A 21,211-nucleotide genomic window follows, 5' to 3' on the forward strand; every position below is an offset into this window, starting at 1 on the left:
GTGATGAGTGTAAATGGTTAAAAATTGGCAAGATGTAACGTCATATCAGCCGCGTGTCAGTAAGCTTATAGAAAATAGCATTAAAAGAAATCGTTTAGCACATGCGTATTTATTTGAAGGAAAGAAAGGGACTGGCAAACGAGACATCGGCTTTCTTTTAGCGAAAAGTTTCTTTTGTGAAAATCTAATAGAATATGCACCTTGTAATAGCTGTAAAAATTGTAAGCGAATAGATTCAGGTAATCATCCGGATGTTCATATTGTTGAGCCTGATGGATTGTCGATCAAGAAAGGACAAATTCAGGCTTTGCAAGAGGAGTTTTCCAAAACAGGTGTGGAATCAAATAAAAAGCTTTATATGATTATCCATGCTGATAAGATGACGGTAAATGCAGCAAATAGTTTATTAAAATTCTTAGAAGAACCAAATGCGAATACAATTGCAATTTTGATAACTGAACAGTATCATAAAATATTAAATACGATACTATCCCGGTGTCAATTAATATCGTTTCAACCATTGCAGCCTATCGCCATTCAAGAAACACTTATTGCAGCAAATATTTCTAAGCATATAGCTGCATTAGTTTCACAGCTAACAAATGATACAGAAGCTGCAATCGAAATTGCCAATGATGATTGGTTTGCACAGGCAAGATTGAAAGTGATAAAATTGTATGAGGCTGTAATCAACAGAACAGGACAAGCGCCACTGTATATTCATACAGAGTGGATGAGTCACTTTAATGATAAGGAAAAACAAGAAACGGGCTTAGACCTGTTATTATATATATATAAAGATGTTTTAGCGATACAATTAGGAAATGAGGAACAAGTCGTTTATCAAGACTTAATCCAACAATTAACGCAGCATGCCCTTCAAATGACACAAAGAAGTGTGACTGAGAAGATGACTTCTATTTTAGAGGCTAAAAAAAAGCTTCAGGCCAATGTAAATCCACAATTATTGATGGAACAATTGGTTTTAACATTGCAGGAGGGATAAGTTTGTACGATGTTGTAGGTGTTCGTTTTAAAAAAGCGGGCAAAATTTATTATTTCGACCCTAATGGTTTTCATATAGAGGATGACGACTTCGTTATTGTAGAGACAATTCGCGGAATTGAATACGGTAAAGTCGTTTTAAACAATAAAAAAGTCGAGGAGAATGATGTTGTATTACCTTTAAAAAAAGTCATTCGACTTGCAGATGAAAAGGACCGTTTAATGGTTCAAGAGAATCAAGATGCAGCAGCAGAAGCTTATCATGTGTGTCAAAAGAAAGTTTCTGAGCATGGTTTAGATATGAAGTTAGTCGATGTAGAATATACATTTGACCGAAATAAGGTCATCTTTTATTTTACAGCAGATGGACGAGTCGACTTTCGAGAGCTAGTAAAAGATCTTGCAGCTATTTTTAAAACGCGAATAGAGCTTAGACAAATAGGTGTTCGTGATGAAGCTAAGATGTTAGGTGGAATTGGACCATGTGGTCGAATGCTGTGTTGTTCAACATTCTTAGGTGATTTTGAGCCTGTTTCTATTAAAATGGCGAAGGACCAAAACCTTTCATTAAACCCAACGAAAATTTCCGGCTTATGCGGACGTTTAATGTGCTGTTTAAAATATGAAAACGATGAGTACGAGTCTGCAAAAGAATTATTGCCAGATGTAGGTGAAATGATCGGTACTCCTGATGGGTTAGGAAAAGTGATTGGTCTTAATATATTAGAGCAAATTATTCAGGTGAATCTAGTTGGACAAGATCGTGTGGTAGAATATACTTGGGATGAATTGCAAAAAGAAGGCGTTGTTCCAATGCAATCCACAGATTGATGAGGTGGAACAAGTGGATAAAAAAGAGATATTTGAATCTGTCAGCAGTATGGAAGAACAAATAGGATCTTTATACTCTCAATTAGGTGAGTTAAAGCAGCATCTTGGAGAACTCATTGAAGAGAATCATCATTTGAAAATTGAAAATGAAAACTTACGCCGAAGACTAGACTCTACGTTTGCGAATACAAATACAGAAAAAATAATGAATCCAAAATCAAAAGAAACCGAGCAAACGAAACAACATTCACTTGATATAGGTGAAGGGTACGATAACTTAGCAAGATTGTATCAAGAAGGCTTCCATATTTGTAATCTACATTATGGCAGCATCAGAAAAGATGGAGATTGTTTATTTTGCTTATCATTTTTAACTAAGAAGTAATACGGCTGACTCATGATGGTTGCCCTCTAGTAATACCTTAGAGGAACATTATGTGTCAGTTTTTTTTATGAAGCTAAGGCAAAATTAAACCAGATTTTTATAATCGTTATCGTTTTATCTTTCGTTTTCTGTCTAGTCTAAGCGACATCTGGTATAGTAAATGCTAGGGCGGTAGAAGCTTTAGTCATGTTGTATAACCTTCGGCAGGTTCATCTCATGCTTGTCCCGAAGTGAGGTACCTTGGCTTTTCAATTAAAGGAGTTATTAAGAATGGTTAATTTAATTGGTGATGAAAGATTAGATTATTTATTAGCAGAAGATCTCAAAATCATTCAAAGTCCAACCGTATTTTCGTTTTCTTTAGATGCGGTTTTACTTGCTAAATTTGCCTATATGCCGATCCAAAAGGGAAATATCATTGATTTGTGTTCAGGCAATGGAATTATTCCTTTACTCTTAAGTACAAGAACAAAAGGGAAGGTACATGGGGTTGAGATCCAAGAGAGATTGTATGATATGGCAATTAGAAGTATTGCTTATAATAAACTAGAGCATCAATTGGAAATGATCCATGGTGATCTTAAGGATATGCCCAAAGAGCTTGGATTCGGAAAATTTGATGTTGTAACATGTAACCCGCCATATTTTACTTCTCAACAAAAACATAAGCAAAATTTAAATGAACACTTTGCTATTGCAAGACATGAAATTCTTTGTACTTTAGAGGATGTCATTAAAGCTAGCAGTCAACTTGTGAAGCAAGGAGGGAAAATAGCCCTCGTTCATAGACCAGGAAGGCTTGTAGATATCGTAGAACTGATGAGAAAATATGGAGTTGAGCCAAAGCGTATTCAGCTTGTTTATCCTAAACAGGGAAAAGAAGCAAATACATTATTAGTAGAAGGAATTAAAGGTGGCGGAAGTGATTTAAAGGTGTTACCACCAATCTTTGTTTATAATCATGAAAATGAATATACAAATGAAATTCGGACGATATTATATGGAGATAAAGGGACCGGTGCAGCAATTAAATAGTACTAAATGGGAACATAATCACCACTCTAGGAGAATAAGATGATGAAACAGACTTGTCACTATTTTTATGTTTTGGAATGTAGTGATGGGAGCTTTTATGCAGGTTATACCGTTGATATCAACCAACGCTTAAAAAAACATAATGATGGTAAAGGGGCAAAATATACGAGGGGAAGAACACCTGTTAGACTATTGTATTCTGAAGAATTTGAAACGAAAAGTGAAGCGTTAAAAATGGAAATATCTTTTAAAAAGCTATCAAGAAAAGCAAAAGAACAATACATAAATGGTCATCCAGATCATGAAAAAGGGTGAAGGGATGTTAAAACAACAAAAAAGCTTTCATAATGTAGAGAAAGAATTAGGTGATTTATTCTTAGTTCCAACACCAATTGGAAATTTAGAGGATATGACATTCCGTGCAATCAAGATCCTAAAAGAGGTTGATCTTATTGCAGCTGAGGATACTAGACAGTCAAAAAAGCTATGCAATCACTTTGAAATAGACACTCCGATTTTTAGTTACCATGAACATAATAAGGAAACAAGTGGTCATCGTGTACTTGACTATTTGCAGCAGAAAAAAAATATTGCTCTCATAAGTGATGCGGGAATGCCTACGATTTCAGATCCAGGCAGTGAATTAGTGAAACAGGTACTTGCCTTAGGGGGCAGTGTTATTCCTTTACCAGGTGCAAATGCTGCATTAACGGCACTAATTGCATCTGGAATAACTCCCCAGCCTTTTTATTTCTTCGGATTTCTAGATCGACAAAAAAAGGAAAAAAAACACCAATTAGAAATGTTGCGGAATCGAAAAGAAACGATTATCTTGTACGAGTCACCACATCGACTAAAGGATACGTTACAACTTATGCATGAGTATTTTGGGAATCGTTCAATCTGCTTATCAAGAGAATTAACGAAGAAATTTGAAGAATTTATTCGCGGAACAATCGATGAAGTAATAAAGTGGTCGGAAGAAAATGAAGTTCGCGGAGAATTTTGTATCATTATTGAAGGGTCGAATGAAGAAGAACATTCAATAGTAGAAGTCTGGTGGGATCAAATGTCTATAAAGGATCATGTAGAACATTATATAAAGCAGAATTTATCTTCTAAAGAAGCTATTAAACAAGTATCCATTGAAAGAAATATTCAGAAAAGGGACGTATATCAGGCATATCATATTGATGAAAATTAAAGAAAAGGGATCTGACTCGGGTTCCCAGGTGGAGGAGTCAGATCCCTTTTTTATTATTTTTGAACAAGTTGGTTTTGAATTTCTGCTAAAATTTGTTCTGCACCTTCACGGCTTAATACTAATTTGCCGTTTGCTAAAGCTAAGTTATCATCAGAAACTTCACCAGTAACTTGACATGTCATGTTTGGTTTATATTTTTTAAGGATGATTTTTTCGTCATCAACATAAATTTCTAAAGCATCTTTCTCTGCAATTCCTAATGTGCGACGTAGTTCGATCGGAATTACAACACGACCTAGCTCATCAACTTTACGTACAATTCCAGTAGATTTCATATATTTATAATCTCCTCTCAAAATTTGACATTCTCTATGTGTTTAGGTTCATACTTCGTCAATATTCGACAAAAACTGATTTGCTTTTTTAGCATAACAGTGTTTCCAATAATCGTCAATCCTTTTATTTAAATTTCCATGTAAAAAAATAGGGGAGTTATTTTAAACCTTTAAATAATAAGGTTTTTAAGGATAACTACCCCTAAAACATTGAAATTAAACCTAAATATGGAAATAAAAATTCCAAAATTAATGTTCAACTTGTCCCCTTGAAAGTCCATATTTCACGTCTAGCCCTTTACAATAGCTTAATTAATTTCGACAAAAATCCTATTAGTTTGTCGAAATTAATGTCGAATGATAGAAATCTCAATTCTTAATGTATATTTATTTGATATTAGAGGCTAAGATGGTATCATAAAGGGAGTATGAATATTTTTGTGATGGATGTATGTATGAATGAAAATCGTCCATTGACATAGTAGTATTTACATATCGCTCTCGTCCTTAGGGGCGAGGGCGTTTTTAATAAAGTAAGGCAAGGCAAAAGTTTTTGTATCTAGCACTAGCGCCCAGCCCCATGGGACTGAACAAGGCGCTTGCGTTTTTCTTATATATAGGAGGTTACATAATGGAGAATCAACAAAAAACATTTTATATTACCACTCCAATTTATTATCCAAGTGGAAAACTACATATTGGACATGCTTATACGACTGTGGCTGGAGATGCTATGGCCCGTTATAAAAGGATGCGTGGCTATGATGTCAGGTATTTAACTGGAACAGATGAACATGGACAAAAAATTCAACGAAAAGCTGAAGAAACAAATGTGACACCTCAGCAATATGTTGATGAGATTGTAGATGGAATTAAACAACTTTGGGGAAAGATGGATATTTCTTATGATGATTTTATACGTACAACAGAAGACCGACATAAGGTAGTTGTTGAAAAAATATTTGCTCAGTTAGTTGAACAAGGTGATATTTATTTAGATGAGTATGAAGGTTGGTATTCTGTTCCTGATGAAACCTACTATACAGAGCTGCAACTTGTAGACCCAATAAAAGAAAATGGGAAAATTGTTGGAGGAAAAAGTCCTGATAGCGGACACCCTGTTGAATTAGTAAAAGAAGAATCATACTTCTTTAAAATGGGGAAATATGTCGATAGACTATTAGCTTATTATGAAGAAAATCCTGAGTTTATTCAGCCAGAATCACGAAAAAATGAAATGGTAAATAACTTCATTAAGCCTGGTCTTGAAGATTTAGCTGTATCCCGTACAACATTCGATTGGGGAGTAAAAGTCCCTGGAGATCCCAAGCATGTTATCTATGTATGGGTTGATGCCCTTTCTAACTATATTACTGCGCTTGGCTATGGTACTGAACATGATGAGAACTATAAAAAGTACTGGCCTGCGGATGTTCATATCGTTGGAAAGGAAATTGTTCGTTTCCACACAATCTACTGGCCAATTATGTTAATGGCTTTAGACTTACCGTTACCTAAAAAAGTATTTGCACATGGCTGGTTATTAATGAAAGATGGCAAAATGTCAAAATCAAAAGGTAATGTTGTTGATCCTGTAACATTAATTGATAGATATGGATTGGATGCTCTTCGTTATTATTTATTAAGAGAAGTACCATTTGGTTCTGATGGTGTCTTTACTCCAGAAGGTTTCATTGATCGAGTGAATTATGATTTAGCAAATGATTTAGGGAATTTATTGAACCGCACTGTAGCCATGATTGATAAATATTTTGGCGGGAAAATACCAACGTATGATGGTGCACAAACGGAATTTGATGGCCAACTCGTAGCGTTTTCACAAAACACTGTGAAAAAATATGAAGAAGCTATGGATAAAATGGAGTTCTCAATTGCCCTTACATCTTTATGGCAATTTATTAGTCGAACAAATAAGTACATTGATGAAACACAGCCGTGGGTATTGGCAAAAGATGAAGTGAATCAAGAACAATTAGCTTCAGTAATGGTCCATTTAGCAGAATCATTACGTTTAACGGCTGTGTTGTTAAAGCCATTTTTAACTGAAACACCATCGAAGATCTTTAGTCAATTAGGTATAACAAATGAAAGCCTTCAAACATGGGACAGTATTGCAAACTTCGGTCAAGTCAATGGAGCACAAGTAAATAAACAAGCACCTATTTTCCCTCGACTTGAAGTAGAGGATGAGGTTCAATATATTAAAGAGCAAATGCAAGGATCTGCACCTGTAAAAGAAGAAGCAAAAGAACAGGCCCCATCAATTGAAGATGAAATTGTCATTGATGATTTTATGAAGGTGGATCTTCGTGTTGCAGAAGTTATCCATGCTGAACCAGTAAAAAAAGCAGATCGCTTACTTAAAATCCAGTTAGATCTGGGATATGAAAAAAGACAAGTAGTTTCTGGGATAGCGAAATATTACAAGCCTGAAGAGTTAATTGGCAAGAAAGTCATTTGTGTCGTAAATCTTAAACCTGTGAAACTTCGTGGTGAACTTTCGCAAGGAATGATATTAGCAGGTTCACAAGATGATGTCCTTTCGGTAGCAACGGTTGATGCAAGTCTTCCAAATGGATCAAGAGTAAAATAAAATGAAATTTCATACTAAGTTTTGATGTCCAGCTTCAGCGCCTAGCCGCTCGGGGGTATAAAAACTCATAAATAGAAGGAAAGAAACGCCTTCTATTATGGCTTGTCTTATGCTTTTGGGGGCTGAACAAGGCGCTTCCGTTTTTCATAGTGTCTAGCTCCAGCGCCTAGCCCCTCGAGTCATAAGCCAATCCATAATTGAAGCAAAGTGCAGCTTCTATTATGGCTTGTCTTATGCTTGTCGGGTCTGAACAAGGCGCTTCCGCTTTTCTGAATTGGGGTGTTCCACGTGTAACATTTTGTAGAACACCCTTTTGTATTGTCAAAAACAGAGGAAGGAATTGGAAAAATGTTATTTGATACCCACGCTCATTTAAATGCTATTCAATACGAAGAAGATATAGTAGAGGTTATTCAGCGTGCTCAAGCTGAAAATGTTACACATATTGTTGTTGTAGGTTTTGACAAAGATACAATAAAAAAAGCGATGGAATTAACAGATCAATATGACATGATCTATGCTGCGGTAGGATGGCATCCAGTAGATGCTATTGACATGAAAGAAGGAGATTTGGAATGGATTAAAGAATTAGCTTTGCATCCAAAGGTTGTTGCAATCGGTGAAATGGGACTTGACTATTATTGGGACAAATCTCCGAAAGAGATTCAAAAAGATGTTTTCCGTAGACAAATTCGTTTAGCAAAAGAAGTTCAGCTTCCAATTATTATTCATAATCGGGATGCTACAGAGGATGTTGTCAATATTCTTAAAGAAGAGAATGCTAGCGAAGTAGGAGGCATTATGCATTGCTTTACAGGAAGCCTTGAAGTAGCCAAGCAGTGTATGGATATGAATTTTTATATTTCTTTTGGTGGTCCAGTTACATTTAAGAATGCCAAAAAGCCAAAAGAGGTTGCTACGGAAATACCATTGGAACGCCTTTTGATAGAAACAGATTGTCCCTATCTTACTCCACATCCTTTTAGAGGAAAACGTAATGAGCCAAGCTATGTAAAATATGTAGCAGAACAAATTGCGGAGTTAAAGGGAATAAGTGTGGATGAAATCGCAAAGATAACTTCCGACAATGCAAAGAAGCTTTTCGGCATAACTCGATAGCAAACGGTGTCGAGATATGGAAGAGCTTGTCCAGATCATCATATAAACTAATAAGTTCTACATGTCTCCTCTCCCTCATAGTATAACTTTGTCGATAACTCTTTCTTCACTTTTGCCTTGTTTTTACGCATAATTAGAACTACATTGGAAAAATGAGACAACGGTGAAGAGGTTGACAAGATGGCATATACTCTATATAATCCACGAGGAAGAAGGAGGCGTTTTTCATTTTCATTCAAAACATGAAAAGGCTGTTTTCCGAAAAAGTTATAAAGAACAAAATTGTCCTATCCACTACTAGTTTACTAGTATTAGGATCAGGTACCGCGTATGGTACATATGAGTTAACGAAGGATTCTGTCTCATTAACTGTCAATGGTAAAGAAGATAAGATCCGTACGAGTGCTGATACAGTAAGTGAATTACTTAAGGATTTAGATATAGATCTTAGAAAAGAGGATTCTATTTCTCCTGCAGCAACTCAAAAAATCAAAGAAAACATGGATATTGTTTATGAAGCATCTAAACCAGTAAAAGTTGCAATTGGTGATGAGCGAAGGACAATCTGGACAACAGCGGATACAGTTAAAGATTTAATAGAACAAGAGAACCTTGATGTAACAGAGCATGATGTGATCGAACCAGCATTAGGTACAAAGATTGAAAAAGACTTATCATTAACGATTGATAAAGCAATTCAGCTTACTTTACATGTTGGCGAAGAAAAACAACAAGTTTGGACCACTTCGACTACTGTCGCTGACTTTTTAAAAGAACAAAACGTTAAATTAAACGAATTAGATAAAGTTGAACCGGCTCTTACTGACAAAATTGATGATAAGAGAGCAATTACGGTTACCCGAATAGAAAAAGTCACCGATGTAGTGGAAGAACCAATCGCCTTTGATGTTGTCACTAAAAATGATAAAAACATAGAAAAAGGTGAACAAAAGGTTATAGATTCTGGAAAAGAAGGAAAACAAGAGAAGCACTTTGAAGTAATCATCGAAAATGGCAAAGAGAAATCTAGGAAACTACTTAAAACAGTAACTGTTGCAGAAAGTGAAGATCGTGTTGTAGCTTTAGGAACAAGAGCGGCACAGCCTACTAGTACAGCTACAGTCTCTCGTGGTAACGACTCAGTTGCAAACGAATTTTATGTAAATTCAACAGCCTATACGGCACATTGTAACGGCTGTTCAGGAACGACAGCAACAGGTGTTAACTTGCGAGCCAATCCTAATGCTAAGGTGATTGCGGTCGACCCGGGTGTTATCCCACTTGGTACAAAAGTATATGTCGAGGGCTATGGATATGCAGTTGCTGCAGACACAGGTTCTGCAATAAAGGGAAATAAAATCGACGTGTTTTTACCATCCAAATCAGCTGCCTATCGATGGGGTTCGAAAAGAGTAAAAATAAAAATTTTACAATAGCTTGCAGAGGGTTTTTATCCCTCTGTTTTTTTACGTTATAATGAATAAAAGCTGAGCTCTGTATGAAGAGATGAAAAACATGCCCTTTAGGAAGTACGCTTCATCTGTTTTATAAAACACCTTATCGCATTTACTATATTAGACGAATTAACTTTGTAAAAAGTTTCAGTATTTGGAGGAAAAAATGAAGATAAAAGAAATTATTGTGGTTGAAGGGAAAGATGACACGACAGCTATTAAAAGGGCTGTTGATGCAGATACAATTGAAACGAACGGTTCATCTATTGGTGAAGAAGTGATAGAACAAGTAAAACTGGCTCAAAAAACAAGAGGTGTCATCCTCTTTACTGATCCGGATTTCCCTGGGGAAAAAATAAGAAAAACAATCTCCGAAAAAGTTCCCGGATGTAAACATGCCTTTTTACCAAAGGAAGAAGCGAGACCGAAAAGGGGAAAGGGGATTGGGGTTGAACATGCATCAGTAGAAGCAATTCGCAATGCTTTACAGGCAGTAAAAGAAGAAATGGATGAGTTTATTAGTGATATTACACTAGATGATCTACTAGAAGCAGGATTAATAGGTGGAAACGAAGCAAAGGCGAGACGTGAAAAATTAGGTTTACTCTTAAAGATCGGCTATACTAACGGAAAACAATTACATAAAAGGCTGCAAATGTTTCAAATAAGTAGAGAAGAATACATACAAGCGATAAACAAGATCCTACAGGAGGAGAACAAGTAATGTTAAAGGATATTGCAACTCCAATCAGAACAAAAGCAATATTAGAAAAGTATGGCTTTTCTTTCAAAAAAAGTTTAGGTCAAAACTTTCTTATTGAACCAAATGTATTATCAAGAATTGTTGATCATGCGAATGTAACAGATAAAACGGGTGTTATTGAAATTGGACCTGGGATAGGTGCATTAACTGAACAACTTGCACGAAGAGCAAAAAAGGTAGTAGCCTTTGAAATAGATCAGCGATTGCTTCCTATCTTAAATGAAACACTCGCCCCATACCCTAATGTAACAATTATTCATCAAGATGTATTAGAAGCAAACCTAAAGGAAGCGATTCAAGAACATTTTCATGATTGCGAAGAAATTATGGTTGTTGCAAACCTGCCTTATTATGTAACAACGCCAATTATTATGAAATTGCTAGAAGATCAATTGCCTCTTAAAGGGATTGTGGTGATGCTGCAAAAAGAAGTTGCTGATCGAATTTCTGCAAAGCCATCTACAAAAGAATATGGTTCTTTATCAATTGCTGTTCAGTATTATACGGAAGCAAAAACAGTGATGACAGTTCCTAAAACAGTTTTTGTTCCACAGCCTAATGTTGATTCAGCCATTATCCGCTTATTAGTGAGAGATAAGCCTGGTGTAGAACTGAAGAATGAGGCATTCTTTTTTCAAATTGTCCGAGCTAGTTTTGCACAAAGAAGAAAAACGCTGTTAAATAATTTAGTTCATTTTTTAACAAATGGTAAAGAATTAAAGCCTGTTATTGAAGAGACTTTAGCTCAAGTTGAAATTGACGGTAAACGAAGAGGAGAATCGTTGTCGATTGAGGAATTTGCTAAATTAAGTGATGCATTAGATATGGTTATAAACAAAGCATAAAGGATTCACCCTAAAAATAGGATAAAAGGGTAAATAATGAGGTACAGTCTAAATAGACTGTATCTTTTTTTGTCATTTAAACGCAGTTATCACTACTCATGTTTTTTACGTTGAGATATCACCATTCTAAGAAATGAACATAGGCTAGAAAAGGATGCTTTTTATAAAAGAAAGGTCTAGCCGTTCCTTTTTACTTAGTTTTGCTGTCTAGCTAAAGTGTTTTTGCTCCGAGGCTTATACATGTCGGGGTGATCAGGGCGTTTGTGCTTTTAAGGCAATCATTCATTGGAGTGATATATATGCATGTTAAAATTGGAGATGTGGTAGCAAGAAAATCCTATCAATTAGATCTGCTATTTAGAGTTATTGATTTAAAGACTACTGCAAGTGGTGAGCAGATAGCCATTTTATATGGGAATGAATTTAGGTTAATAGCAGATGCGATATGCGATGATCTAGTCGTTGTTGATGAAAATGAAAAAAATAGTCGGAAGCAAAAAGAAAAAGAAATCATTGATCAATCGTATTATTTATTTAGACAGGATTATCAACTATTACGAGAAAAACAAGAGTATTATGCAACTTCAAGTTATAGTCATAACGAGGAATTTTTTCATATACCTGGAAGGGTTTTGCATGTTGATGGTGACCCGCTCTATTTACAAAAGTGTTTGTCTTTATACGAAAAAATCGGAGTACCGGTAAATGGGGTTCATGTAAGCGAGACAGAAATGCCACAAAAAATAATCGAGCTGCTTGATAAATACCGACCAGATATTTTAGTCGTTACAGGTCATGATGCCTATTCTAAACAAAAGGGGAACATCGATGATTTAAATGCTTACAGGCATTCGAAACATTTTGTTCAAACGGTGCTGAATGCGCGGAATAAAGTACCTAACTTAGATCAGTTAGTGATATTCGCTGGTGCATGCCAATCCCATTTCGAATCGTTAATCCGAGCGGGTGCTAACTTTGCAAGTTCGCCTTCAAGAGTAAATATTCATGCATTGGATCCTGTTTATATTGTTGCTAAAATTAGCTTTACGCCGTTTGTTGAAAGAATTAATGTATGGGATGTCCTTCGAAATACATTAACAAGGGAAAAGGGCCTTGGCGGTGTTGAAACAAAGGGCGTCCTTCGAACAGGAATGCCATATAGAAAACATCATAATCAATAATAAAGTGCCGCTTATCATTTTGAATGAAAGTGGCTTTTTCTTGATCTCTTTGTTCAAAGTGTTTCAATATGTATGATTTTTTTCTCTAATTTTTGATAAAAATCACGTTTTTTCTCCTTATCTGACTTAGATATCCTTTGTCTAATTCTTATAATAGACCAAAAAAATCGAATATTTACAGCTTTTTTTAGCGAAAAAATGAACAATTACTTGTGTAATAAAAAAAACATTCATTTTTATTACATAAAAGTGTTCAAGTTTGATTAAACTACTGTAGAAAGAGTGAAAATTTTGTTGAAAATAAATGATTGACAGTTGGGAAAAAACATTGATATAATGTTAATTTTATTTGACTTACATAGGCTTTAGGATGTATAATAATACTAGTGAGGTGGATGCAATGGGAAAAACTCTAACGGATATTAAAAAGTCCTTGGATGGTAATCTTGGCAGACGACTAACTCTTAAAGCAAACGGTGGTCGTAGAAAAACGATAGAACGCTGTGGTGTGCTAGCAGAAACCTATCCATCTGTCTTTGTGATTGAACTTGATCAAGATGAAAATTCATTTGAACGTGTGTCTTACAGCTATGCTGATGTACTTACTGAAACAGTACAATTAACATTTTTTGAAGATGCTACAGGTTCATTTGCAGTTAGTGGACAGTAAACAGCCATTTGTTTACTGTTTTTTTTTGTGTAAAAATTTGTACAATCTGAATTATTTAACAAAGAGCAATTCACATAAATATTAGATAAAGACAAAGAATATAAAATGCCGCGTGTAATTATCGCAGGTAAACTGGTTAAAGTACCCCGAAAAGTCTCTTTATATCCAAACTTATCCTTTGAAAGGGTGTGTGTTAAGAATGGGTAAACGTCGTGGAATAATGTCTGAGAGCTTTAAGTATGAATTAGCTAAAGACTTAGGTTTTTACGATACAGTAAAAGAAGAAGGCTGGGGAGCGATTCGAGCACGTGACGCTGGGAATATGGTTAAGCGTGCAATTGAAATAGCAGAATCACAGCTTGCCGGGCAAAACAGTGATAATAAATAAAAAGAGCGGCAGGGTTGACAAGTAAGCTCAGGTGACTCAATTTCTTGAGGAGCTGACCTTATTGTCAGCCCTTTATTTCTATAGATATAACATTGGTTAATTTATAACAAAATCAAGCTTCTTCTGCTTTTCTATTAACTTTACCTGCTTTGTGGTACAATGTTGATACAATTTCAGATCGTTTAGTAGGTGATTACATGCGTGTACTAGAAAAGGCACCAGCCAAAATAAATTTATCTCTTGATGTCCTTCATAAACGTGAGGACGGTTTTCATGAAGTAAAGATGATTATGACAACAATTGATTTAGCCGACCGTGTTGAGCTAATTGAATTGCCATTTGAAGAAATACGAATTGTATCTCATAACCGGTTTGTTCCAGATGATCAACGGAATTTGGCATACCAAGCAGCCAAACTTTTAAAGGATCGTTATCATATCCGAAAAGGAATCTCCATTTCCATTACGAAAACGATTCCTGTAGCTGCTGGCTTAGCAGGTGGTAGTAGTGATGCAGCAGCAACATTACGGGGATTAAATCGATTGTGGAATTTAGGATTAACATTAGATGAGTTAGCTGCATTAGGAGCCGAGATTGGATCAGATGTCTCCTTTTGTGTTTACGGGGGAACAGCTTTAGCTACTGGCAGAGGTGAAATTATTCATCATATTGATCCACCGCCACATTGTTGGGTTGTGCTTGCAAAGCCGTCAATAGGAGTTTCTACAGCTGATGTTTATAAAAATTTAAACGTTCATGCTATTAAACATCCTAATGTTGAGGGAATGATAGAAGCGATAAAAGATTGTGACTATGATCGAATCTGCAGGCTTATGGGGAATGTGTTAGAGAGCGTTACCTTACATATGCATCCTGAAGTTGCAAATATTAAGGACCAAATGAAAAGGTTTGGTGCAGATGCTGTCATGATGAGTGGTAGCGGTCCGACTGTTTTTGGACTAGTTCAATATGAGTCACGTTTACCACGTGTTTATAATGGATTAAGGGGCTTTTGTGATCAAGTTTTCGCGGTAAGAATGTTAGGTGAACGAAACAGTCTTGATTAAATACGGATATTAGGCTATATTTATTATAATAATATTCGGGTTTTGGGGGTTATTCCATGAAATTTCGTCGAAGTAGTCGTCTTGTTGATCTAACAAACTACCTGCTTCATCATCCACATTCGTTAGTACCTTTAACATATTTTTCAGAGAAGTATCAATCGGCTAAATCTTCTATTAGCGAAGACTTGACGATTGTGAAAGAAACTTTTGAGCAACACGGGATTGGAACATTACAAACTGTTCCCGGTGCTGCGGGCGGAGTAAAGTTCATTCCACAAGTCAAATTAAGTGAAGCAAAGCAATTTATTGATGAGCTTTGTGAATTAATTGAAAAACCTGAAAGGCTGCTTCCAGGTGGTTATTTATATTTAACAGATATCATGGGTGATCCTTCAATTGTCAATAGAATGGGTCGATTATTTGCTACGGCTTTTAGTGATCGGAAAATTGATGTCGTAATGACTGTGGCAACAAAAGGTATTCCATTAGCATATGCCGTTGCTGGTCAACTAGATGTACCTGTTGTCATTGTTCGAAAAGACAGCAAGGTAACAGAAGGGTCAACAGTTAGTATTAATTATGTCTCTGGTTCGTCAAAACGTATACAAACGATGCTGCTTGCTAAACGAAGTTTAAAAGAAGGGTCAAATGTATTAATTATTGATGACTTTATGAAAGCTGGGGGCACGATTAATGGTATGATCAGCCTCCTAGAGGAATTTCGGGCTAAAGTAGCAGGCATAGGTGTCCTCGTTGAGACAGAGGGAGTAGAAGAGAGATTAGTTGATGAGTATATTTCTCTTGTAAAACTGACAGATGTAGATGTTCGAGAACGAAATATTCAAGTTATGCAAGGGACATATTTCCAACTTGTAAAAGATAAAGATAAAGAGATCGGAGAGGATTAATATGAAAATTGTTAATACAAATCAAGCACCAGCTGCTATCGGTCCATATTCTCAAGGTATTATTGCAGGTAACTTGTTTTACAGTTCAGGTCAAATTCCTTTAACAGCTGATGGGGAATTAATTACAGGTGATATTTCTGTACAGACACACCAAGTATTTCAAAATTTAAAAGCTGTTCTTGAAGAAGCTGGTGCTTCTCTTGAAACAGTTGTGAAGGCAACGGCATTTTTAAAAGATATGAACTCATTTGCAGAATTTAATGACGTGTATGGTCAGTATTTTTCTGAGCATAAGCCCGCACGTTCATGTGTTGAGGTTGCACGTCTTCCAAAAGATGTTCTTGTTGAAATTGAAGTTATTGCTTTAATTAAATAAAACAAATCTTAAAAACCAATCGTCTTAAGACGATTGGTTTTTTTATGAATAAAGGATAATATGTTTGCCTTTGATTTTGGCGTTTTGAGAGGAACGAAGTCTTCTGGTTTTACAATTTTCTTAGAAAATTTTAAAAATTTTTCAAAAAATGAAGGAATAAGGAAAAGAACGTGGAATTAGTTATTTAAGTTTTTCATATGGGGGAAAAGGTGGTGAACAGAATGGAAGTTACAGACGTAAGATTACGCCGCGTTAATACTGAAGGTCGTATGAGAGCGATTGCATCTATTACACTAGATCATGAATTTGTTGTTCATGACATTCGTGTTATTGATGGTAATAACGGTCTCTTTGTTGCGATGCCAAGTAAGCGAACTCCTGATGGTGAGTTTAGAGATATTGCACACCCTATTAATTCTAATACACGCGGAAAAATTCAAGATGCTGTATTAGCTGAGTATCATCGTTTAGGTGAACTTGAAGTAGAATTTGAAGAAGCAGGTGCTTCTTAAAATATGTTAAAAAGGACTTTGCATTTTATGCAAAGTCCTTTTTTGTATTTATTTGGTTTATTTATAAACGTTTTATGTCAAACAATAAAGTTGTTGGTTGCAATTACATGAAAAAAGTAAAACTATGATAAAATTAGAAATATGATGTAGTTTTATTTGTTGTCTTGAAATGAAGGTTATTTTAAGATATATTTCTTTATGGATAAATAGGTATATTTCGTCGAAAAGTTAACTGAAAAAGGTTAAATATAACAATGGAGGCCTAATAAATGGATAATCGGTACGCAGTTATATTAGCTGCAGGGCAAGGTACAAGGATGAAATCTTCACTTTATAAAGTGCTGCACCCAGTATGTGGAAAACCTATGGTACAACACGTATTAGATCAAGTATCTAAATTAGACTTAGCTAAAATTGTTACTGTAGTTGGTCATGGGGCAGAAAAAGTAACATCAGAGCTTGGGGAATCTAGTGAATATGCTTTGCAAAGTGAACAACTAGGAACTGCACATGCTGTTATGCAGGCTGCATCTATTTTGGAAAATAAAGAAGGGACAACAATTGTTATTTGTGGTGATACCCCGCTTATTACAGCAGAAACAATGTCGTCTTTACTTGCTCATCACCAAGAAACAAATGCAAAAGCAACGATCTTAACAGCTAAAGCAGAAGATCCAACTGGCTATGGCCGAATTGTACGCAATGAAGAGGGTACAGTTGAAAAAATTGTAGAACATAAAGACGCTGCTGAATCAGAAAGAAGGATTACGGAAATTAATACAGGTACATATTGTTTTGATAATCAGGAATTATTTAGAGCTTTATCAAACGTATCTAATGATAATGTCCAAGGCGAATATTATTTGCCAGATGTTATTGAGATTCTTAAAAAAGAAGGTAAAATAGTTTCTGCGTATCAAACTGTTTCTTTTGATGAAACATTAGGTGTCAACGATCGAATTGCGTTATCACAAGCTGAAAAAATTATGAAGCAACGCATTAATAGAGAACATATGAAAAATGGTGTGTCGCTTATTGATCCAGATCAAACATATATTTCAGCAGAAGCAGTGATTGGGCGCGATACAGTTATTTACCCAGGAACAATGATTCTTGGTGAAACAGTCATCGGTGAAAATTGTATTATTGGACCAAACACAGAAATTAAAAATTGCAGAGTAGAAAATGAAACGACAATTCGCCAGTCAGTTGCACATGATAGTGAAATTGGTAACCGTGTTGCAATTGGTCCTTTTGCCCATATCCGCCCATCGTCTTCTATTTCGGATGATGTGAAAATTGGGAACTTTGTCGAAATTAAAAAGTCTACAATGGGTAATGGAAGTAAAGCATCTCATTTAAGCTACATTGGTGATGCAGAGGTTGGTGCCGATGTAAATCTTGGATGTGGATCAATTACTGTTAATTATGATGGTAAAAATAAGTTTTTAACAAAGATTGAAGATGGCTCATTTATAGGTTGTAACTCAAACCTAATTGCACCTGTCACGATTGGAAAAGGAGCATATGTCGCTGCAGGATCAACTGTAACAAATGATGTTCCTGAAAAGGCATTATCGGTTGCAAGAGCAAGACAAATAAATAAAGAGAATTATGTTGAGCGCTTAAATAATAAAAATTCCTAATGGAGGTTTTCACTTTACCATGTCTAATCGCTATGGAGATTCTAGTTTAAAAATATTTACGCTTAATTCTAACCCCGCTTTAGCAAAACAAATAGCTGATGTTGTTGGTGTTGATTTAGGGAAGAGCTCTGTTACACGTTTTAGTGATGGAGAAATTCAAATTAATATCGAAGAAAGTATCCGTGGTTGTGATGTTTATATTATCCAATCAACAAGCGGCCCTGTTAATGAACATTTAATGGAGCTCTTAATCATGATTGATGCTCTAAAACGTGCTTCGGCAAAAACAATTAACTTAGTTATACCTTACTACGGATATGCAAGACAAGATCGTAAAGCAAGAGCAAGGGAACCAATTACTGCTAAGTTAGTAGCAAATCTTATCGAAACAGCAGGATCAACTCGTGTTATTACATTAGATTTGCATGCTCCTCAAATTCAAGGGTTTTTTGATATACCAATTGACCATCTTATGGGAGTACCAATTCTTGGAGAATATTTCTTAGGTAAAAACTTTGATGATATCGTTATCGTTTCTCCTGATCATGGTGGTGTAACACGTGCTCGTAAGCTTGCCGATAAACTAAAAGCTCCAATTGCGATTATTGACAAGAGACGTCCAAGACCTAATGTAGTAGAAGTGATGAATATCGTTGGTAACATTGAAGGTAAAACTGCTATTCTTATCGATGATATTATTGATACTGCTGGAACCATTACGCTAGCGGCGAACGCACTTGTAGAAAACGGTGCAAAAGAAGTATTTGCTTGCTGTACACATCCAGTTTTATCAGGACCAGCTATTGAGCGCATTCAAAACTCAAAAATTAAAGAACTAGTTGTGACAAACTCAATCGCTTTACCTGAAGAAAAGCGCATTGATAAATTAGTTGAACTTTCTGTAGCTCCTTTAATTGGTGAAGCAATTATTCGTGTTCATGAACAACAATCAGTAAGTTTACTTTTCGATTAATATAAAGAAGCTTTTTCTTAGAGATGTCTTTCATAAGTTATTTATTAGCTTATTGAAATAGATGTTCTAGGAAGAGCTTCTTTTTGTTTAAGGGAAAATGATCCGTTTTTAAATGAATAAGAAAGTATAAGAATTTGTACTTAGTTTTAGTGTCTAGCTCCAGCGCCTAGCCCCTTGAGTCATAAGCCATTCTATAATTGAAGGTAAAAAGCGCCTTCTATTATGGCCTGTCTTATGTATGTCGGGGCTGTACGAGGCGCTTCCGCTTTTCTGATGTTTATTTCTTCCTAGATATGGGTAAACCAATAGATATGGCTTATAAATCGATAGGAAGGTGTTATTATGACAACAATTCAAGTAATGAATAGAACTGAATTCACAAACTCAGCAAAAAGGAAAATTCGTGAATCAGGTCAAATACCTGCGATTATTTATGGAAAAGCGACAGAGAGTAAACCAGTAGCAATTGATAGTATCCAATTAATTAAAACCCTTAGAGATGAAGGGAAAAATACAATTATTAACTTAAGTGTTGATGGTTCCTCACACGCGGTTATGCTTTCAGAAATGCAAACAGACCCAATTAAAAATGAAATTGTCCACGCAGACTTCCGCATAGTGGACATGCAAGCAGAAGTTGAGGTTGAAGTACCAATTCATCTAGTTGGTGAAGCCCAAGGGGTTAAAGATGGCGGTGTGTTACAGCAGCCTCTTCACCAGATCACAATTAGTTCAAAACCGGGAAATATTCCGCAAACAATTGAAGTGGATATTTCGAATCTTGGTGTAAATGAAACGGTGTTAATAAAAGATATTCCAGGTAATGGCGATTATATGTTTGTTCAAGATGAGGAAACAGTTATTGCCTCTATCCTTCCTCCACAACAGGAAAAAGAAATTGATAGTGGAGAAGAACAAGAACCAGGAACACCAGAGAATGAAGAAGGACGAGAACATAACGAAGAATAAAAGAGTAGCATAGCAATTTAGCTGATTCACGGTGTCAGCTCTCATTCAGTGGCTTTTATAGAAAAAGCAATTGGTGAGGGCTGACACTTTACTTTTGAGTCAGCTATTTTTGTGCTATTGTTATATAATAGTGTAGTAGGGTAAAGTGAAATAGAAAAAATAAAGGGATTGAATGAACGATTATCGAAAGATACATATTAAGAGATAAAGCTGTGTTAGGAGGGTTTCTCGTTAATGAAACTCATAATTGGTTTGGGTAATCCTGGTAAGCAGTATGAAAATACAAGACATAATGTAGGTTTTATGGTGATTGATAAGCTTTCAAAAGAGTTGGCTATTCCACTTGATCGTCAAAAATTTAACGGAATATATGGGATAGGACATATTTCAGGAGAGAAGATCATATTATTAAAACCACTTACATATATGAATTTATCAGGGGAATGTATTCGACCTTTGATGGATTATTATGAAATAAATGATGATGAATTAGTTGTTATTTATGATGATCTAGATCTGCCAGTCGGTAAAATTCGTCTAAGATCAAAAGGAAGTGCTGGCGGACATAACGGAATTAAATCAATGATTTTACATTTAGCAACACAAGAATTTAATCGAATTCGTGTAGGTATTGATCGACCAAATAATGGTATGAAAATATCAGATTATGTCTTAGGGCAGTTTACAAAAGAAGAAGAAATCGGTATTAACGAGGCGATTGATCGTTCAGCAAATGCCTGTGAGAAATGGTTTTCAACTTCATTTGTACAGGTAATGAATGAATTTAATTAAAGAGTAAGAGCAAATAGCGCCTTCTATTATGGACTGTCATATGCTTTTCGGAGCTGAGCGAGGTGCTTGCGCTTTTCGAATTGTCTAGCTCCAGCGCCTAGCCCCTCGAGTCATAAGCCATTCCATAATTGAAGGCAAA

At 35.7% G+C, this 21,211-nt stretch carries 23 protein-coding genes; 22 read left to right on the forward strand and 1 reads right to left on the reverse strand.

Annotated elements, in window-relative coordinates:
* Positions 1–13 precede the first annotated feature (13 nt).
* The 6 genes from holB (at position 14) to rsmI (ending at position 4,460) form a co-directional block, all read left to right on the forward strand.
* The gene (gene holB, locus GMB29_RS00215) at positions 14–1,006 is read left to right on the forward strand and encodes a DNA polymerase III subunit delta' (RefSeq protein WP_136358156.1); all 993 of its coding nucleotides are present in this window, start codon (positions 14–16) and stop codon (positions 1,004–1,006) included.
* Positions 1,007–1,008: 2 nt separating this feature from the next.
* Positions 1,009–1,836 (forward strand): PSP1 domain-containing protein, encoded by an 828-nt coding sequence (locus tag GMB29_RS00220; protein ID WP_136358158.1) that lies wholly within the window; start codon positions 1,009–1,011, stop codon positions 1,834–1,836.
* 13 nt (positions 1,837–1,849) lie between these two features.
* Complete coding sequence (gene yabA / locus GMB29_RS00225; protein ID WP_136358160.1) at positions 1,850–2,221, forward strand: DNA replication initiation control protein YabA; 372 nt, start codon at positions 1,850–1,852, stop codon at positions 2,219–2,221.
* A gap of 270 nt (positions 2,222–2,491) precedes the next feature.
* Positions 2,492–3,256: a tRNA1(Val) (adenine(37)-N6)-methyltransferase gene (locus tag GMB29_RS00230; protein WP_136358162.1), complete on the forward strand. Its 765-nt coding sequence runs from the start codon at positions 2,492–2,494 to the stop codon at positions 3,254–3,256.
* A 42-nt stretch (positions 3,257–3,298) separates the two neighbouring features.
* Positions 3,299–3,571, forward strand: a complete 273-nt coding sequence (locus GMB29_RS00235) for a GIY-YIG nuclease family protein (protein ID WP_136358163.1) — start codon at positions 3,299–3,301, stop codon at positions 3,569–3,571.
* 4 nt (positions 3,572–3,575) lie between these two features.
* Entirely contained in the window at positions 3,576–4,460 is an 885-nt protein-coding gene (rsmI, locus tag GMB29_RS00240; protein WP_136358165.1) for a 16S rRNA (cytidine(1402)-2'-O)-methyltransferase, read from the forward strand.
* 53 nt (positions 4,461–4,513) lie between these two features.
* Here rsmI and abrB read toward each other — a convergent pair whose 3' ends face one another.
* Positions 4,514–4,795 (reverse strand): transition state genes transcriptional regulator AbrB, encoded by a 282-nt coding sequence (abrB, locus tag GMB29_RS00245; protein WP_066333556.1) that lies wholly within the window; start codon positions 4,793–4,795, stop codon positions 4,514–4,516.
* 631 nt (positions 4,796–5,426) lie between these two features.
* Here abrB and metG point away from each other — a divergent pair.
* The 16 genes from metG to pth all read left to right on the forward strand — a co-directional run bounded on the left by metG (position 5,427) and on the right by pth (position 21,072).
* Positions 5,427–7,409 carry a methionine--tRNA ligase gene (gene metG / locus GMB29_RS00250; RefSeq protein ID WP_136358167.1) on the forward strand — a complete coding sequence of 661 codons (1,983 nt, stop codon included), beginning with the start codon at positions 5,427–5,429 and terminating at the stop codon, positions 7,407–7,409.
* Between the two features lie 348 nt (positions 7,410–7,757).
* On the forward strand, positions 7,758–8,528 hold the full coding sequence (locus GMB29_RS00255; protein WP_136358250.1) for a TatD family hydrolase: 771 nt from the start codon (positions 7,758–7,760) through the stop codon (positions 8,526–8,528).
* 242 nt (positions 8,529–8,770) lie between these two features.
* The gene (locus tag GMB29_RS00260; protein ID WP_136358169.1) at positions 8,771–9,964 is read left to right on the forward strand and encodes a G5 and 3D domain-containing protein; all 1,194 of its coding nucleotides are present in this window, start codon (positions 8,771–8,773) and stop codon (positions 9,962–9,964) included.
* 184 nt (positions 9,965–10,148) lie between these two features.
* Positions 10,149–10,706 carry a ribonuclease M5 gene (gene rnmV, locus GMB29_RS00265; RefSeq protein WP_136358171.1) on the forward strand — a complete coding sequence of 186 codons (558 nt, stop codon included), beginning with the start codon at positions 10,149–10,151 and terminating at the stop codon, positions 10,704–10,706.
* A complete protein-coding gene (rsmA, locus tag GMB29_RS00270) occupies positions 10,706–11,590 on the forward strand; it encodes a 16S rRNA (adenine(1518)-N(6)/adenine(1519)-N(6))-dimethyltransferase RsmA (protein ID WP_136358173.1) in 885 nt (294 codons plus the stop codon). The genes rnmV and rsmA overlap by 1 nt, the downstream gene beginning before the upstream one ends.
* A gap of 299 nt (positions 11,591–11,889) precedes the next feature.
* Positions 11,890–12,771, forward strand: coding sequence for a sporulation peptidase YabG (gene yabG, locus GMB29_RS00275; protein WP_136358175.1), 882 nt, complete (start codon positions 11,890–11,892; stop codon positions 12,769–12,771).
* Positions 12,772–13,171: 400 nt separating this feature from the next.
* Entirely contained in the window at positions 13,172–13,441 is a 270-nt protein-coding gene (gene veg, locus GMB29_RS00280) for a biofilm formation stimulator Veg (protein WP_136358178.1), read from the forward strand.
* Between the two features lie 199 nt (positions 13,442–13,640).
* Complete coding sequence (locus GMB29_RS00285; protein ID WP_136358180.1) at positions 13,641–13,829, forward strand: small, acid-soluble spore protein, alpha/beta type; 189 nt, start codon at positions 13,641–13,643, stop codon at positions 13,827–13,829.
* Between the two features lie 197 nt (positions 13,830–14,026).
* Positions 14,027–14,896, forward strand: a complete 870-nt coding sequence (ispE, locus tag GMB29_RS00290) for a 4-(cytidine 5'-diphospho)-2-C-methyl-D-erythritol kinase (RefSeq protein WP_136358252.1) — start codon at positions 14,027–14,029, stop codon at positions 14,894–14,896.
* 56 nt (positions 14,897–14,952) lie between these two features.
* Complete coding sequence (gene purR / locus GMB29_RS00295; RefSeq protein WP_136358182.1) at positions 14,953–15,804, forward strand: pur operon repressor; 852 nt, start codon at positions 14,953–14,955, stop codon at positions 15,802–15,804.
* Position 15,805: 1 nt separating this feature from the next.
* Entirely contained in the window at positions 15,806–16,180 is a 375-nt protein-coding gene (locus GMB29_RS00300) for a RidA family protein (RefSeq protein ID WP_136358185.1), read from the forward strand.
* Between the two features lie 221 nt (positions 16,181–16,401).
* Positions 16,402–16,692, forward strand: a complete 291-nt coding sequence (gene spoVG / locus GMB29_RS00305) for a septation regulator SpoVG (protein ID WP_046517517.1) — start codon at positions 16,402–16,404, stop codon at positions 16,690–16,692.
* A 269-nt stretch (positions 16,693–16,961) separates the two neighbouring features.
* The gene (gene glmU, locus GMB29_RS00310) at positions 16,962–18,338 is read left to right on the forward strand and encodes a bifunctional UDP-N-acetylglucosamine diphosphorylase/glucosamine-1-phosphate N-acetyltransferase GlmU (protein ID WP_136358187.1); all 1,377 of its coding nucleotides are present in this window, start codon (positions 16,962–16,964) and stop codon (positions 18,336–18,338) included.
* A 19-nt stretch (positions 18,339–18,357) separates the two neighbouring features.
* On the forward strand, positions 18,358–19,311 hold the full coding sequence (locus GMB29_RS00315; RefSeq protein ID WP_136358189.1) for a ribose-phosphate diphosphokinase: 954 nt from the start codon (positions 18,358–18,360) through the stop codon (positions 19,309–19,311).
* Positions 19,312–19,653: 342 nt separating this feature from the next.
* A complete protein-coding gene (locus GMB29_RS00320; protein WP_136358191.1) occupies positions 19,654–20,280 on the forward strand; it encodes a 50S ribosomal protein L25/general stress protein Ctc in 627 nt (208 codons plus the stop codon).
* Positions 20,281–20,514: 234 nt separating this feature from the next.
* On the forward strand, positions 20,515–21,072 hold the full coding sequence (gene pth / locus GMB29_RS00325; protein ID WP_136358193.1) for an aminoacyl-tRNA hydrolase: 558 nt from the start codon (positions 20,515–20,517) through the stop codon (positions 21,070–21,072).
* Positions 21,073–21,211 lie beyond the last annotated feature (139 nt).

Origin of the sequence: Metabacillus sediminilitoris, assembly GCF_009720625.1 — a bacterium.
Lineage (GTDB): Bacteria > Bacillota > Bacilli > Bacillales > Bacillaceae > Metabacillus > Metabacillus sediminilitoris.